General features: G+C 74.1%; 17 protein-coding genes and 1 pseudogene. 11 read left to right on the top strand and 7 right to left on the bottom strand.

Features of this window, described 5'->3' with window-relative positions:
• The first annotated feature begins 116 nt into the window (after window positions 1-116).
• The gene (locus ACH01S_RS19205; RefSeq protein WP_083980868.1) at window positions 117-1,652 is read left to right on the top strand and encodes an MFS transporter; all 1,536 of its coding nucleotides are present in this window, start codon (window positions 117-119) and stop codon (window positions 1,650-1,652) included.
• Here the strand turns inward: ACH01S_RS19205 and murJ are convergent.
• The 4 genes from murJ to ACH01S_RS19185 all read right to left on the bottom strand — a co-directional run bounded on the left by murJ (window position 1,618) and on the right by ACH01S_RS19185 (window position 6,582).
• Window positions 1,618-3,465, bottom strand: a complete 1,848-nt coding sequence (gene murJ, locus ACH01S_RS19200; protein WP_083980867.1) for a murein biosynthesis integral membrane protein MurJ — start codon at window positions 3,463-3,465, stop codon at window positions 1,618-1,620. The genes ACH01S_RS19205 and murJ overlap by 35 nt on opposite strands.
• A gap of 55 nt (window positions 3,466-3,520) precedes the next feature.
• A complete protein-coding gene (locus ACH01S_RS19195; RefSeq protein WP_218010317.1) occupies window positions 3,521-4,342 on the bottom strand; it encodes a hypothetical protein in 822 nt (273 codons plus the stop codon).
• 84 nt (window positions 4,343-4,426) lie between these two features.
• Window positions 4,427-5,782, bottom strand: a complete 1,356-nt coding sequence (locus ACH01S_RS19190) for an FtsX-like permease family protein (RefSeq protein ID WP_067893223.1) — start codon at window positions 5,780-5,782, stop codon at window positions 4,427-4,429.
• Window positions 5,783-5,784: 2 nt separating this feature from the next.
• On the bottom strand, window positions 5,785-6,582 hold the full coding sequence (locus ACH01S_RS19185) for an ABC transporter ATP-binding protein (RefSeq protein WP_067893102.1): 798 nt from the start codon (window positions 6,580-6,582) through the stop codon (window positions 5,785-5,787).
• Between the two features lie 240 nt (window positions 6,583-6,822).
• Between ACH01S_RS19185 and ACH01S_RS19180 the strand changes: the two genes are divergently transcribed.
• Both ACH01S_RS19180 and ACH01S_RS46815 read left to right on the top strand, forming a co-directional pair.
• Window positions 6,823-8,100, top strand: coding sequence for an ArsB/NhaD family transporter (locus ACH01S_RS19180; RefSeq protein WP_067893100.1), 1,278 nt, complete (start codon window positions 6,823-6,825; stop codon window positions 8,098-8,100).
• A 2-nt stretch (window positions 8,101-8,102) separates the two neighbouring features.
• Window positions 8,103-8,818, top strand: a pseudogene (locus tag ACH01S_RS46815) (PIG-L deacetylase family protein).
• A gap of 19 nt (window positions 8,819-8,837) precedes the next feature.
• Here ACH01S_RS46815 and ACH01S_RS46925 read toward each other — a convergent pair.
• The 3 genes from ACH01S_RS46925 to dut form a co-directional block, all read right to left on the bottom strand.
• Entirely contained in the window at window positions 8,838-8,918 is an 81-nt protein-coding gene (locus ACH01S_RS46925; protein ID WP_483902918.1) for a 50S ribosomal protein bL37, read from the bottom strand.
• A gap of 136 nt (window positions 8,919-9,054) precedes the next feature.
• The gene (locus ACH01S_RS19170) at window positions 9,055-9,819 is read right to left on the bottom strand and encodes a DUF3710 domain-containing protein (protein WP_246237025.1); all 765 of its coding nucleotides are present in this window, start codon (window positions 9,817-9,819) and stop codon (window positions 9,055-9,057) included.
• Window positions 9,820-9,873: 54 nt separating this feature from the next.
• Window positions 9,874-10,365: a dUTP diphosphatase gene (gene dut / locus ACH01S_RS19165; RefSeq protein WP_067893097.1), complete on the bottom strand. Its 492-nt coding sequence runs from the start codon at window positions 10,363-10,365 to the stop codon at window positions 9,874-9,876.
• A 229-nt stretch (window positions 10,366-10,594) separates the two neighbouring features.
• On the opposite strand from dut, the gene ACH01S_RS19160 reads away from it, so the two are divergent.
• Genes ACH01S_RS19160 through ACH01S_RS19130 form a run of 8 tightly spaced genes read left to right on the top strand, consistent with a single transcriptional unit; the run spans window position 10,595 to window position 14,669 of the window.
• On the top strand, window positions 10,595-11,305 hold the full coding sequence (locus ACH01S_RS19160; protein WP_067893095.1) for a hypothetical protein: 711 nt from the start codon (window positions 10,595-10,597) through the stop codon (window positions 11,303-11,305).
• The gene (locus ACH01S_RS19155) at window positions 11,302-11,829 is read left to right on the top strand and encodes a MauE/DoxX family redox-associated membrane protein (RefSeq protein ID WP_067893093.1); all 528 of its coding nucleotides are present in this window, start codon (window positions 11,302-11,304) and stop codon (window positions 11,827-11,829) included. Before ACH01S_RS19160 ends, ACH01S_RS19155 begins: the two co-directional genes overlap by 4 nt.
• Entirely contained in the window at window positions 11,826-12,308 is a 483-nt protein-coding gene (locus ACH01S_RS19150) for a thioredoxin domain-containing protein (RefSeq protein WP_067893091.1), read from the top strand. The genes ACH01S_RS19155 and ACH01S_RS19150 overlap by 4 nt, the downstream gene beginning before the upstream one ends.
• Window positions 12,305-12,859, top strand: a complete 555-nt coding sequence (locus ACH01S_RS19145; RefSeq protein WP_067893089.1) for a hypothetical protein — start codon at window positions 12,305-12,307, stop codon at window positions 12,857-12,859. The genes ACH01S_RS19150 and ACH01S_RS19145 overlap by 4 nt, the downstream gene beginning before the upstream one ends.
• Window positions 12,847-13,014 (top strand): hypothetical protein, encoded by a 168-nt coding sequence (locus ACH01S_RS44480; RefSeq protein ID WP_169809304.1) that lies wholly within the window; start codon window positions 12,847-12,849, stop codon window positions 13,012-13,014. Before ACH01S_RS19145 ends, ACH01S_RS44480 begins: the two co-directional genes overlap by 13 nt.
• 18 nt (window positions 13,015-13,032) lie before the next feature.
• Complete coding sequence (locus tag ACH01S_RS19140) at window positions 13,033-13,590, top strand: hypothetical protein (RefSeq protein WP_148344625.1); 558 nt, start codon at window positions 13,033-13,035, stop codon at window positions 13,588-13,590.
• A gap of 35 nt (window positions 13,591-13,625) precedes the next feature.
• The gene (locus ACH01S_RS19135; protein WP_218010316.1) at window positions 13,626-13,919 is read left to right on the top strand and encodes a DUF6412 domain-containing protein; all 294 of its coding nucleotides are present in this window, start codon (window positions 13,626-13,628) and stop codon (window positions 13,917-13,919) included.
• 48 nt (window positions 13,920-13,967) lie between these two features.
• Entirely contained in the window at window positions 13,968-14,669 is a 702-nt protein-coding gene (locus ACH01S_RS19130; protein ID WP_067893085.1) for a YidC/Oxa1 family membrane protein insertase, read from the top strand.
• Window positions 14,670-14,694 lie beyond the last annotated feature (25 nt).

Genomic DNA, 14,694 nt, shown 5'->3' with positions numbered 1-14,694 from the left:
GAATCGGACCCCCTTGCCGCCATCCCGGCATGGCTTCCCGGTCAGCTATTGGAATGGACCATTCCGTTCTGCTACTATCGGAACAGAGCATTCCGCTCCAGACGGAAGGAAGAGCCATGACCGCCACCCTCGACACCCCGGCCGCGGCGCCCGCAGCGCCCGGGACCCGTCCGGACAGCGGCCCGCGGCCGCACCCGCGCCGCTGGCTCGGCCTCTCGGCGATCCTGGCCGCGACCCTGCTGAACCTCCTCGACTCGACCGTGGTGAACGTGGCCGCGCCCGCCATCCGCGCGGACCTCGGCGGGTCCTACTCCGCGCTCCAGTGGATGGCCGCCGGGTACACGCTCGCGCTCGCCGTCGCGCTGCTCACCGGCGGGCGGCTCGGCGACATGTTCGGCCGCAGGCCCGTCCTGCTGGCCGGCGCGGCCGGGTTCCTCGCCACCTCGGCGCTCTGCGCGCTCGCCTGGTCGCCGGAGAGCCTGATCGCCGCCCGGGTCGCGCAGGGGCTGTGCGCGGCGGTGATGGTGCCGCAGTGCTTCGGGCTCATCCGCGACCTGTTCGGCGCGAAGGACATGGGCAAGGCGTTCGCGCTGTTCGGCCCGGTGATCGGGCTCGCCACGATCCTCGGCCCGGTGCTCGCCGGGCTGCTGGTGGACGCCGACCTGCTCGGCTCCGGCTGGCGCGCGATCTTCCTGATCAACCTGCCGGTCGGCGCGTACGCGCTGGTCATGGGCGCCCGGGTGCTGCCCGCCCCGTCCGCCGCCGACCGCTCCGGCGGGCTGGACGCCACCGGCATGCTGCTCGGCGGGCTCGGCATGAGCATGCTCGTGTACCCGCTCGTCCAGGGACGCGAGCTCGGCTGGCCCGCCTGGACGCTGGCCGTGCTCGCCGGTTCGGTTCCCGTCCTCGCCCTGTTCGCGCTGCACCAGCTCCGCCGCTCCCGCCGGGGCGGGACGCCGCTGCTCCGCCTGTCGGTGTTCGCGAACCGGTCCTACTCCTCCGGCGTGCTGTTCGTCGTCGTCTTCTTCGGGACGATCACCGGCTTCTCCCTCGCCGTCGGCCTGTTCCTGCAGCTCGGCCTCGGCTACACGCCGCTCGCCGCGAGCCTCGCGATGTCGTCCTGGGCGATCGGCGCGTTCGCCGGGTCGGCGTTCAGCGGGATGGCGATGACCCGGCTCGGCCGGACGATCCTGCACATCGGCCTGGTCATGATGGCCGCCGGGCTCGGCGGGCTGTACGCGGTGTTCGAGACGGCCGGGACGGGCCTGACCGGCTGGCACCTCGCCGCCCCGCTGCTGGTCTTCGGCGCCGGGATGGGCATGATCTTCGTCCCGCTGTTCGACATCATCGTCGCGGGCATCGCCGACCACGAGGTCGGGTCGGCGTCGGCGGCGCTGGAGTCGATCCAGCAGCTCGGCGCGTCGCTCGGGATCGCCGTCCTCGGCACGGTGTTCTTCGGCGCGGTCGGCGCCCCGGCGGCCGGGCACTTCGACCCCGCCGCCGCGCTGGAGGCCGCGAAGCGGGTCGCGGAGCTGACGCTCCTCCTCACCGCCGCCGCGTTCCCGGTGGCGTTCCTCCTCCCCCGCCGGGCCCGCGCGGTCTCAGCGGCTCGGCCGTTCAGCGGCGCAGGCGCGCGGCGGCGATCGAGGTGAAGTAGCCGATCTCCGGGACGCGCATCACCCGCGCCGCGACCACGTAGAGCGCGCCGCCGCCGAGCCCGCCGACGACGACGGCGAGCAGGTCCGACAGCCGTCCGGCGGGCAGCCGCCCGAAGCTCCAGACGGCCGCCGCCGCGAACGCGAGCGCGGGCAGCGCGGCCATGTGCAGCCGGACGAGCGCGCGGGAGATCCGCCGCCCGTCCAGCCCGCCGAGGCGGCGGCGCAGCACCAGCGCGGCCCCGATGCCGCCGACCACGTAGAACAGCCCGTACGCGGCGGGCAGCCAGACCACGACCCGCCGGGCCGGGAGGAACTCCAGCAGCGCGAACGCGGTGACGCCCTGCGCGACCCCGGCCGGGACGGCGATCAGCCCCGGCGTCCGCGTGTCGCCGAGCGCGTAGAACACGCGCATGAGGAGCTGGTGCAGCGTGAACGGCAGCACGGCGAACGCGAACACCATGAGGGCGGTCCCGATGCGGTGCGCCCCGTCCTCGGTCAGGCTGCCGTGGGCGAACAGCACCACCGACCCGGGGACGGCGAACACCAGCATGCCGAGCCACAGCGGGACGAGCAGCGCGCACGCCAGCCGCAGCCCGCGCGAGAAGTCGTCGCGGACGAGGTCGCGCCGCCCGGTGGCGACGTGCGCGCTCATCCGCGGCAGCAGCGCCGTGATCACCGACACCGCGACGACCGCGTACGGGAGCTGGAACACGACGAGCGCGAACGAGTAGGTGGCGATCCCGTTGCCGCCGCCCGGGGCGCGGTGCCCGGCCCGGGTCGCGACGTTCGCGGTGATGAGGACGCCGACCTGCATGACCACGACGTAGACCAGCATCCAGACCGCGGTGCGGGCCGCCTCGCCGAGGCCGGACCCCCGCAGGTCGAGGCGCGGCCGCCAGCGGAACCCGGCGCGCCGCAGCGTCCAGGCGAGGACGGCGCTCTGCGCGACCGTCCCGAACGCCGACCCGAGGCCCATGAGCGTGAGCTGCGCGTCGGTGACGGTGTTCGGGGTCCGGCCGCGTCCGGCGACCCAGAGGAACAGCAGGCCCGCGCCCATCGTGACGACGTTGTTGACGACCGGCGCCCACATCGGCGCGCCGAACCGCTGCCGGACGTTCAGCATCGTGCTCGCCAGCCCGCTGACGCCGATGAAGAAGATCTGCAGCAGCAGGAGGCGGGTGAGCAGGACGGTGACCTCGCGCTGCCGCCCCGTGTACGCGCCCGCGTAGAGGGAGACCAGCGGTCCCGCGGCGAGGACGGCGACGACCGTCAGCACGGCGAGCGCGAGTAGCACGACGCCGAGCAGCCGCCGCTCGGTGGCCGCGCCGCCGTCGGCGTCCGCGAGCCGCCGTTTGACGAGGAACGGGACGAACACGCTGGCCAGCAGCCCGCCGAGCAGCAGCTCGTAGACGGTGTAGGGGACCATCTCGGCGGCCTTGTAGGCGTCGCCGAGCAGCGCGGTGCCGAGCGCCGCGCCGATCACGACCGTGCGCAGGAAGCCGGTGAGGCGGGAGAAGAACGTCCCGATCGCCATGACGGCGCTGGAGCGCGCGACGCCCCGCGGCGCGGCGGCCCCGGCGCCGCCGATCTCGGTGCGCTCGGAGCCGGGCCGGACGGCGGGGCCCGGGTCGCCGACGCCGTCCGGGTCGCGGACCGGGACGAGGCCGGGCTCCGGCTCGCCGGGCGGCTCGGCGCGCTCCGCCTCGTCGAAGACCCCCGGCATGAGGGGGCGGCCCCTGCCGCGCCCGGTGTCCGGCCCGGTGTCCGGCCCGGTGTCCGGCCCGGTGTCCGGCTCGCCCTCGGTCATCGGCACCACCCCCAGGGGCGCCAGTATGCCCGCCGGGCGCCCGGGGCGGACGGTTTCAGGTGATCATGAAACGGACGGCGGACACCGCGATCACGACCCCCGCCACGGCCCAGTACGCGCCCGACGCCGCCGCGACGACCCGCACGCGCCGCGGCTCGGGCAGCGCGGTGAACGTGAGCAGCCACGCCAGCAGCGGCAGGACGAGGATCGCGTGCATCGTCACGAAGTGCGCGGGCTTCAGCGCCGCGACGACGTGGTAGGCCGCCTGCTGGTCCCCCGACTCGACCTTCGCGACGCCGCGGGCGATCATCGCGCCGCCGGACGCCAGCGCGAGCATCAGCGCCGCGAACCCGGACCGGACGGCGAGCCGCATGCTCGGCGCCGTCCCCGGGTTCGCCCGGAACGCGGCGACCGCGAGCGTCACCAGCGTGACGATGAGGACGCCACCGCCGGCCGCCAGCATCCGCGTGATCACTGTGTCGAGGGTCGTCTCCATGTTGAAGTGCGACGGCACCCGCCGCCACGCCTGGACGGTGATCAGCGTGACCTCGACGACGCAGTCGGCCGCGAACACCCCGACCAGCACGGTGCGCGCCCGCTCGCCGAGCCGGACGAACGACCCGACCCACGCGATGGTGACGAGCGTCAGCCCGAACGACAGCCCGAACGTGACGGGCTTGCGCCAGGAGACGGGGCCCGTCCAGGGGCCGCCGTCCACGGCGAAGACGACGAGGTGCAGCAGGCCCGAGAGGAAGAGCGCGGCCCCGACGGCGTAGGCGACGCGCTCGACCCGGCGTCCGCCGGTCCAGGCCGACCGCAGGCCGCGGAGCGCGTCCGCCACCGGCAGCCCGCGCGGAACCCCCACCGAACCGGCCATGTCCCCTCCCAGAAATGAGTGAGTGCTCACCCAGTATGGATGAGCACCCACGCGGAGCACAACCGGGCCGCCCGCCCGTCCGGGTCAGCGCAGCGCCGCCTCGACCGCCGGGACCCGCACCGCGCGGCGCGCCGCGCCGTGCGCCGTGGCCCCGGTGAGGACGGCGGCGAGCGCGACCACCGCGACGTAGGTCCAGACGCTGCCGTCCGGGGTGGCCGAGTCGCGCCGGGCGAGCCCGAACGGGACGATCGTGAAGACGGACGCGACCGTCCCGCACAGCACGCCGGTGACCGTCAGCACCGCCGACTCCAGCCCCACCGCGGCGAGCACCTGGCCGGGCGTCGCGCCCGCGAGCCGGGTCTGGCCGAACTCGCGCCGCCGGTGCGCGATCGCCGCGATCAGCGTGTTGACCAGCATGATCGCGGTGAACAGGACCACCATGCCGATGACGACGAAGTTGAGCGTCTCGATGCTCTTCTGCTCGGCCGTCTTGGCGAGCCCGGCGGCGTCCATCGCGGCGTTCTCGGTCGCCTGCAGGAACAGGGTGCCGACGGCCGTCCCGACGAACAGGATGACCGGGGTGACCGCGGACGCCAGCGCCGACGTCCGGCGGCGCATCGTCGCGGCGGCGAACTCGCCCGCCGGGCCGAACGCCCGCAGCGGCCCGGCCGCCAGCGCCGTCGCCCCGCGCATGATCACCGGGCTGAGCAGCGCCAGCCCGATCGCGGCGAGGATGTCGGCCTGGCCGGAGGTCGCCATCGCGTCGCTGCCCTTGCCGTCCATCACGGTGATGGTCAGGACGCCCTCCCAGACGGCGGCGAGGAGGAACAGCACCGCGAACACCGTCCGCTTGCGGCCCATCCGGCCGTCGCCGATCGCGGCGTCCGTCATCGCCTCGGCCACCCGGACGCGGGTGGTCCGGCGCGCCGTGATCATCGCGGCGGCGACCGCGGACACGAGCGTGATCCCGATCCCCATCGACAGCGCGACCGGGCCGAAGCTGTAGCCGATCTCGGACGGGACCTGGTCGGTGCCGTGCAGCAGGCCGAGCAGCCCCCGGCCGAGCAGCATCGCCGGGACGATCCCGAGCAGCGAAGCCACGACGGCGAGCCCCGCCGCCTCACCGGTGATCATCCGGCGGAGCTGCGCCGGGGTCGCGCCGACGCTCTTCAGCAGCGCGATCTCCTGCGCCCGCTGCCGGACGGCGAGCGTCAGCGTCGAGGCGACGGCGAACACCGACAGCAGCAGCCCCCACCCGCCGACCACGTTCGCCATGATCGTCAGCGTCTCCCGGGCCGTGCCGGTCGCGCCGCTGGCCCGCGCCGTGTCGAGCATCGAGGCGAACGCCATGATGATCGCCGAGCCGAGGAACATCGCGAGGAAGCTCGCCGCGAACGCGCCGGTGCGGTGGCGCAGCGAGCGAAGTGCCAGTCCGAGCATCGTCACGCCTCCGCCATCGTCCGCTGACGCTCGACCTCTTCGGCCAGGTGCGTCATCCGCTCCGCGACGGCCTCGGCGGTCGGCGCGCTCTGGTGGCCGACGATGCGGCCGTCGGCGAGGTACAGCACCGCGTTCGCGTACGACGCGGCGACCGGGTCGTGGGTGACCATGACCACCGTCTGCCCGGCCATGTGCACCGACTCCTGCAGCAGGCCCAGCACGTCCCGGGCGCTGCGGGTGTCGAGCGCGCCGGTCGGCTCGTCGGCGAACAGGACCCGGGGGCGGGCGACCAGCGCGCGGGCGATCGCCACCCGCTGCTGCTGCCCGCCGGACAGCTCCGCCGGGAGGTGCCCGAGCCGCTCGGCCAGTCCGACCCGGCCGAGCGTCTCCCGCGCCAGCTCCCGGTCGACCCTGCGCCCGGCGAGCTTCAGCGGCAGCACCACGTTCTGCAGCACGGTCAGCGTCGGCAGCAGGTTGAACTGCTGGAACACGAAGCCGATCCGCTGCCTGCGGAACTTCGTCAGCTCCGTCTCGTTCTCGCCGGTCAGCTCGGCGCCGTCCACCAGCACCCGGCCCTCGGTCGGACGGTCGAGCCCCGCCGCGCACTGCAGCAGCGTGCTCTTGCCCGACCCGGACGGGCCCATCACCGCCGTGAACGACCCGGCGGGCAGCGACAGCGACACGCCGTCGAGCGCGACCACCCGGTTGCCCTCCGTCCCGTACACCTTCCGGACGCCCTCCAGCCGAAGCGCCTCACCGGTCGCCTGGCCCGCGGGGTCCGGTCCCTTGCGTCCGAACATCGTCCTTACCTCCAGCCCGGGCGCCCTCGCCGGGCGCCTCCGAGAAAGAAGCTACGGACGCCGGACGCGCCGGAGGATGGGCCCAGCACGCCGATCGGGGTAGGCAAAACCCCACCATCGCCTGGCGCCGCCCAGGCCCCGGTTCGACCCGGCGCGGCCCGTTGCCGCTAGGGTCGGACGCGGTGCGCCGGGAAGTCTGGTCGGCAGGTCCCTCGTCCGCATGCCGATCGGGAGTCACCGTTGGCCGTCGCCGCGATCGTCGTCTTCATCGGCGCCTACGTCCTGATCGCCTCGGAGCGGGTGCACCGGACGGCGGTCGCGCTCGGCGGCGCGGGCCTGATGCTGCTCCTGCGCGTCACCGACGCCGAGGGCGCGTTCTTCTCCGCCGAGTCCGGCATCGACTGGAACGTCGTCTTCCTGCTCCTCGGCATGATGGTGATCGTCTCGGTGCTGCGGCGGACCGGCGTGTTCGAGTTCGTCGCGATCTGGGCGGCCAAGCGCGCGCGGGGACGGCCCTACCGGCTGATGGTGATGCTGATCGTCATCACGGCGGTGGCGTCGGCGCTGCTCGACAACGTGACCACCGTGCTGCTGGTCGCGCCCGTGACGTTCCTCGTCTGCGACCGGCTCGGGCTGCGGTCCGAGCCGTACCTGATCGCGGAGGTGATGGCGTCCAACATCGGCGGCACCGCCACCCTGGTCGGCGACCCGCCCAACATCATCATCGCGAGCCGCGGCGGGCTGTCGTTCAACGACTTCCTGGTGCACCTCGCGCCGCTGGTCGTCCTGCTGGTCGCGGTGTTCTGCGCGCTGTGCCGGTGGCTGTTCCGCTCGGCCTTCGTCCACGACCCGGCGCTCGCCGCCGAGGTCATGGAACTGGACGAGCGGAAGGCCATCACCGACCGGGGCCTCCTGCTCCAGGGGCTGACCGTCCTCGGGATCGTGGTGGTCGCGTTCGTGCTGCACCCCGTCCTGCACTACGAGCCGTCCGTCGTCGCGCTGCTCGGCGCGGGGCTGCTCGTCGCCGCGACGAAGGTGACCACCGAGGAGGCGCTCAGCGAGGTCGAGTGGCCGACCCTGGTCTTCTTCGCCGGGCTGTTCGTCATGGTCGGCGGGCTGGTCGAGACCGGGGTGATCGACGACATCTCCACGGCGGCGGCGGACGCGACCGGAGACCGGCTCGGCGCCGCGTCGATGCTGCTGCTGTGGGCGTCCGCCGGGCTGTCGGCGATCGTGGACAACATCCCCTACGTGGCGACGATGAGCCCGATCGTGTCGGACCTCGTCCAGCAGCACCCGGGGACGGAGGGCCACGTCCTGTGGTGGGCGCTCGCGCTCGGCGCGGACCTCGGCGGCAACGCCACCGCCATCGGCGCCAGCGCGAACGTCGTCGTCCTCGGGATCGCCGCCCGCAACGGCACGCCGATCAGCTTCTGGCGGTTCACCCGGTACGGCCTCGTCGTCACCTTGGTCACGGTCGCGCTCGCCACGCCTTACCTGTGGCTCCGCTACCTGTAGCGATGGGCCAGGATGAGGGGATGGACGAGGTACCTGAGGACTGGGACCGCGCGCTCGCCGTCGTGGCGCACCCCGACGACCTGGAGTACGGCGGCTCGACCGCCGTCGCCAAATGGACCGCCCAGGGCAAGACGGTGACGGAGGTGCTCGCGACCCGCGGCGAGGCCGGGATCGACTCGATGGACCCGGACGAGGTCGCCCGCGTCCGCACCGGGGAGCAGATCGAGGCGGCGCGCCGGGTCGGCGTCGAGACCGTCGAGTTCCTCGACTTCGCCGACGGCGTGCTGGAGTACGGCCTGCCGCTGCGCAGGGCGATCGCGGCGGCGATCCGGCGGCACCGCCCCGAGGTGGTCCTGTCGGTGAGCTACCGGGAGCGCTTCCCCGGCGGGCCGTTCAACATGGCCGACCCCGGGCGCTCGGTCTCGCCGCCGTCGACGCGATCAGGGACGCCGCCAACCGCTGGGTGTTCCGCGACCTCGGTCTCGACCCCTGGCAGGGCGTCCGGTTCGCGCTGCTCGGCGGCTCGCCGGAGGCCGCGCACTACGTGGACGTCACCGGCCACCTCCAGGCGGGCATCGACTCGCTGCTCGCGCACCGCGTGTACTTCTCGAACCTCGGCGCGGACTTCGACGCGGCGGCCTTCCTCACCGGCATCGCCGAGGAGGGCGGACGCGCCGCCGGGGTCGAGCACGCGATGCCGTTCGAGCTGATCGCCTGAGCGGGCCCGGTCCCGGCGGTCAGTGACGGGCGTTGGGCCGTTTTCCCTTGTTGCACTTGCCGCGTTTACGTGCCCGGCGCTTGCGCGTCTTCTTCGACATGTCCTGATTCAGCACCCGGGGGACGCCGCTGGCAAGGGACGGCCCGCGCGCCGCACGGAAAAACCCGCCGTGCCGCACGTCCGAAAAGGCGTGCGGCCGGCGGGTCGGAGATTCTGGCGGACCGGACCCGGACGGGTCAGCGGACCTCGGTGATCTCGGGGCCGCGCTCGAAGGGGTTGAAGGTCTCGACGGCCTCCTCGGCCTCCTCCTCGCCGCCCTCGCTGAACTCCTTCGGGATCTGCAGCTCAAGCAGGTCGCGCGGCGGCATCGGGGCGTCGCCGCGGACGACCACCACGCCGTTCAGCACGTCTTCGAGGACCTGCCACTGCTCCTCGTCCTCGATCGCGGCGCCCTGCACCACGGCCTGGAGGAACCAGCGGGGGCCGTCCACGCCGAGGAAGCGGATGATCTGCGGCGCCCAGCCCTGCTCGACGAACTCGGCCGGGATCTGCTCGCGGGCCTCCGCCGGCATCTCCGCGAGGACCTCCTCGGTGAGCGGCGTCGGGATCATCGCGAGCAGCTCGGTGCCGAACGGCCCCTCGCCCTCCTGGATCTGGCCCTGCGCCTCTTCCTGGATGTCCTTGGCGGTCTCGCGGCGCACGTCGTCCCAGATGCCGGAGCGCTTCGGCGCGGCGAACGCCTGGAGCTGCATCACGCTCTGCTCGTACTGCACCAGGACGGCGACCGGGCGCCCGTCGAGCGGGTTGCCCTCCTCGTCGACCTGGGTGGCCTCGAAGTTCACCTGGAAGCCGAGCCCCTGCGCGACCGGGACCAGCATGGAGCCGAAGTCGAGCCGCTGGATATCGGGGTAGGAGTCCTCCGAGTCCCACGGTCCGCCATCGGCGCGCTCCGCCACGGCGGAAGCCTCCTCCTCGGCGTCCTCCGCCGGCTCCTCGGTCACCTCGGGACCCTCAGCGGGCTCCTCGGCCTGCCGGCGACGTCCAAAAGCCACGACTCACGCTCCTTCTCGACTGTGCTCATTGTTCCCGAAAACGCGCGTGGAGCCGAATCCGCCGGTGGAGCCGAAGCCGTCGGTTCCGCGCGCCGACCCGGGCAGCTCGGCGACCTCGTGGAACACCGCGTGCTCCACCCGCTGCACGACCAGTTGCGCGATGCGGTCGCCGCGCCGCAGCGTCACGGTGGCGCGCGGGTCGGTGTTCAGCAGGGTCACCTGGATCTCACCCCGATAGCCGGCGTCGACCGTACCGGGTGCGTTGACAATGGTCACCCCCAACCTAGCGCCCAAACCGGACCTCGGGTGAACGAACGCCGCGTAGCCGTCGGGCAGCGCGATCGCCATCCCGGTGGGGACGACGGCCCGCTCCCCGGGCGGCAGCTCGACGTCCACGGCCGCGACCAGATCGGCGCCCGCGTCGCCCGCGTGCGCGTAGCGCGGGAGGGGCAGCTCGGGGTCCAGCCGACGGATCAGCACCTCGACCTTGCTCACGGTCTCACCTCATGATCACCTGCCGGAGAACCACACGACCCTATCCGGGCCGCGGGGCCCGGCCGGGGCTGAAACGCCGCCGCCGCGCGGGTCCGGCAGTTGACCCTACCCGCTCCCGCGGATGACCACTTCCGGAAGGTTTGGCCCCAAAGTGAGGCATCACCCGTAGCGTTACCTCTGTTACCCGCGGTGCTTCTGTGGGACGTGCGTCCCGCATTAAGGGGACGGCATGGGCAGACCCGGACGCGACGCCACCGACCGCGTCACACACCGCTCGTTGGACGGCGTGCGCGTCAGCCTCGCCGGACCGCACGACCTCGACCGGCCCTGCACGTCGGTGGCGCGGATCGCCGACCGCGGGCGGCTCCACGAGATCTCCAGCGGGACGCGGGCCGACGCCCTGTCCTGGGCCGACGACATCGGCGTCGACCGGTTCGACGAGGAGTTCCGCATCCAGGACGGGCGGCTCCGCGTCGGCCGGACCGAGACCCGCGACCCCGACACCGGGCATCGCGACCCCGTCCTCGCCGCCGTGTGGGAGGGCCGCCGCCACGCCGTGTTCACGCACCTCTACCACGCGCGCCCGGCCGACGCGGTGGCGTTCTTCGGAACGCTCCGGCTGACCGAGCACGACGACGGGATCGTCGCGGTGCCGCGCGGGCGGGCCCGCCGCCCCGACCCGGCGGAGCTCGTGAAGGAGGTCCCCGGGCTCGGGCTCCTGGAGATCACCGCGCTGACGGCGCGGACCCGGCGGCGGCTGCCGCCGTGGCGCGGCGCGTCGGTCGCGGGCGGCGAGCTGTTCCGGGACACGGTCGAGGGCCAGGGGCCGTATTTCCTGCTCGCGCTGAAGGCCCTGCTGGTGACCGTGCTGCCGGAGGAGGACCGGGTGCGGGACGTCCCGCGGCGGCTCGGCGGGCTGGCGGTCGAGGCGGTCCGGTGACGGGGCTGCTCGCGGGGATCGCGGCCGTCGCGCTCCCGGTCGTGCTGCTGGGCTCGGTGTTCGGGCAGGTCAGAAGGCCCGGCGCGGTGGTGTCGGCGGTGCGGGCGCAGGGCGTCGTGCCGCGGGCGCTCGCCGGACCGGCGGCGCTGGCCGCGATCGCGGCGGAGGCCGCCGTCGGGCTCGTCGGCGCCACTTCGCTCGTCCTCCGGCTGGACGGCCCGGTCCGCGCGGCGTCCGGCGCCGCCGCCGTGCTGCTCGGCCTGTACGCGGTGTACGCGGCATACGTGTCGCGGACGCGGCGCGGCGTCCCGTGCGGGTGCGCGGGCGCGGACACCCCGATGACCGGCTGGGTCGCCGGACGCGCCGCCGCCCTCGCCGCGCTCGCGCTCGCCGGGGCCCTGCGCGGCCTGCCCGCCGACTGGTCGGCCTACGAGGCGGCCGTCGCCGGGACGGCGGGGCTGGGCTTCGCGGCGATCCTCTGGACCCTTCCCCACGCGATGATCGAGAGGAGACCGGCCGGATGAGTTTCCAAGCCAGTGCCCTGCTGCTGTCATGGGCGGCGATCCTGCTGCTCGCCCTGGTGGTCGCCGGCCTGGTCCGGCAGGTGCACGCGCTGTCGCGGGGCGCGCCCCGGCCCGCCGAGCTGGGGCTCCCGCCGGGCCGTCCGGCGCCCGCGTTCGACCGGCTCGGGCCCGGCCTGCTGCTGTTCCTGGACCGCGACTGCGGGGTCTGCGCCGCCGTGCTCGCCGCGGCGGGCGGGTCGGACCGGCCGCTGCACGCGATCTTCGCCGGGGAGCCCGCGGCCGAGGCGGCGGCCCGGCCGGGGATGACCGTGCTCGCGAGCGAGCGGGACGGACTGTTCGCCGACTACCGCGTCCCCGCCACGCCGTTCGCCGTCCTCGTGGACCCGGACGGGCGGGTGCGGGCCGCCGAGCCGGTGGGCTCCCCCGAGGCCCTCCGCGAACTGACCCTGGAGGAGGCGCACGGAGGTGGGGCGCGATGATCGAACTGGATGACATCCCGCCGCTGCGCGGGCCGCGCCCGGCGGGCGCGCAGCGGGTCAGGCGGCGGCCCGTCCCCGCCGACGCGCCCCGAATGCGCCCGGCGCGGCGCAGCGTCCTCGCCGGGCTCGCGGCGGCCGGGGCGACGGCGGGCCTCAAGGCGCTCGGCGTGTTCCCGCCCGCGCGGGAGGCGCTGGCGTCCGGGTTCCAGTTGGTCGGCTACTACGACATCTATCCGCGCTGCCCGTCGTACGCGTCCGACCACAACTGCTCGCCCGGCTGCGGCCCGAGCTACGCGTGCAGCTGGTGCTGCCGGACGAGCGGCAAGTACAAGGGCTTCCACAAATCCGGGGCGTCGAATCCGGGGTGGTACAAGCTGCGCCCGAACCAGTGCTACGGCGGCGGTTACGACGGGTGGATCTGGGCCTACGCGAAAAGCTGCGGCTCTTGCAAGAAGGGCGTCACCTGGCGCTGCCACGACGGGTGGAAGAAGTCGAAGAAGGGCGTCTGGTACAAGACCATCTGCCGCAAGGCGACCGCGTGCAAGAACTGACCGCCGGACGAGCCCGGCGCGGTCTGACCGATCCGCTGCTGCCCGTCGCGGCCCTCACCCTCGTCGCGCTTTCGGCCGCCGCGCTGGACGCCGCCGTCCTCTGCTGGGCCTCGGTCGGCGCGCTCGCCGGGTTCTCGCTGTCGGGGAGCGTTTGAACGCGGAACAGCGAATCCGTGCTGTTCTCGCCAGGTTGGCGGGCCCCCGTACGGCAGGACGAGGTCCTCGCCGTCTTCACCTTCGGGCTGCTGCTCGGAGGGACGCTCAGCGCGGCGGTGATCTGGCTGCTGTCCGGCCTTTCCGCGCCGTTGCCGGGGCCCGTCCGCGCGGGCGCGATCCTGGCCGCCGCCTTTCTCGGTGTCGCCCGGGAATGGGGCCTGATCCGCATTCCGCTCCCCCAGAACGCGCGGCAGATCCCGCCGGACGTCCTCCAGACCCATTTGCGCCGGGGCGCCCTACAGTTCGGCTTCGAGTTGGGCACCGGGGTTCGCACTTATGTCTCGTCCAGCGCGCCCTATGTGCTGGCCTTGGCGCTCTTCCTCGGCCACGGGCCGCTCCGCACCACCCTTCTGGCGGGAACCGCGTTCGGCGCGGGACGCGCGCTGAGCGCCGCGCTCACCTACCTTTCCCGGGACGCGCACCGCGACGCCGCCGTCGCCGCGCGAATGCCTCCGGTCCGGAACGCCACCGCGCTGAGCGCGCTCGCCGCCCTCGCTCTCCTGCTGCTCACCTGATGTGGCAGAGTTGGCGCGGAAGAGGAGGCCTGTCCGTGCTCTGGTCGCTGGTGATCTCCGTGGTGCTGCGGGGCTTCGCCATGGCCGACTGGGCGGGCCCGGGCCAGTCGCTGCTCGTGCTGATGGGCACGCTGACCGTGGCCGGGCTGCTGGTGCTGGCGGCCGTGCGCCTCGGCGCCGCGCGCCGGGGACACCGGGTCGCCCTGGCCAGGGTCCGGACGACGCTGCGCGAACGCACCCTGCGCACCGCCTTCCTGCCGCAGCGGGATCCGGACGCGGCGGGACGCCCCCGTCCGCGCGCCCCCGGAACCGGGATCGCGGCCGCCTGAGCGCGGCCGGAAACGCCACCGATCCCCCTCCTTCCGGAAGGTTTCCCCATGTTCGGCATTCTCGACGTTCCCGTCTCCATCGCGGCCTTCCTCGTCGGCGGGCTGGCCGACGTCCTTCGCCCGGCCGCGGGCGGACTCGCCACGGCGCTGGCGATCGTCCTGTTCACCGCGCTGGTGCGGCTGTCGCTCGTCCCGTTCGCGGTCGGCGCGGCCAGGGGCGAGCGGACCCGCGCCCGGCTCCTGCCCAAGATCCAGGCGCTGCGGGACAAGCACGCGAAGGACCCGCGGCGGCTCCAGCGCGAGATGGTCGCGCTCTACGCGGCGGAGGGCGCGTCGCCGCTGGCCGGATGCCTGCCCATGGTCGCGCAGACGCCGTTCTTCATGGTCATGTACCGGCTGTTCGTCTCGGCGACCGTCGCGGGGCACCAGAACCTGCTGCTGGCACACACGCTGCTCGCCGCGCCGCTCGGGCAGAACTGGATCGGCGTCGTCGGCGGCGGCCTGTTCGCGCCGCCGTCGCTGGTGTTCCTCGGGCTGTTCGTCCTGCTCGGCGCGGTGGCCGTGTGGACGTCCCGGCGCGTCACCGCCGAAGGGCCGATGGGCCTCGTGGCGCGGGCGCTGCCGTTCGGGACGATCGCCGTCGCCGCGTTCGTCCCGCTGGCGGCGGGGCTGTACCTGCTGACGTCCGGCGCGTGGACGGCGGCGGAGCGCGCGGTGCTGCGGCGCGGGGTCGTCCTCGCGGGGGCGTGACGCCTCGCCCGGGGGGGCTTGACGG

Source organism: Actinomadura chibensis NBRC 106107, from assembly GCF_001552135.1.
Taxonomy (GTDB): Bacteria; Actinomycetota; Actinomycetes; order Streptosporangiales; family Streptosporangiaceae; genus Spirillospora; species Spirillospora chibensis.
The sequence above is the reverse complement of the archived record's forward strand: the minus strand, read 5'-3'. Positions and strand labels throughout refer to the sequence as shown.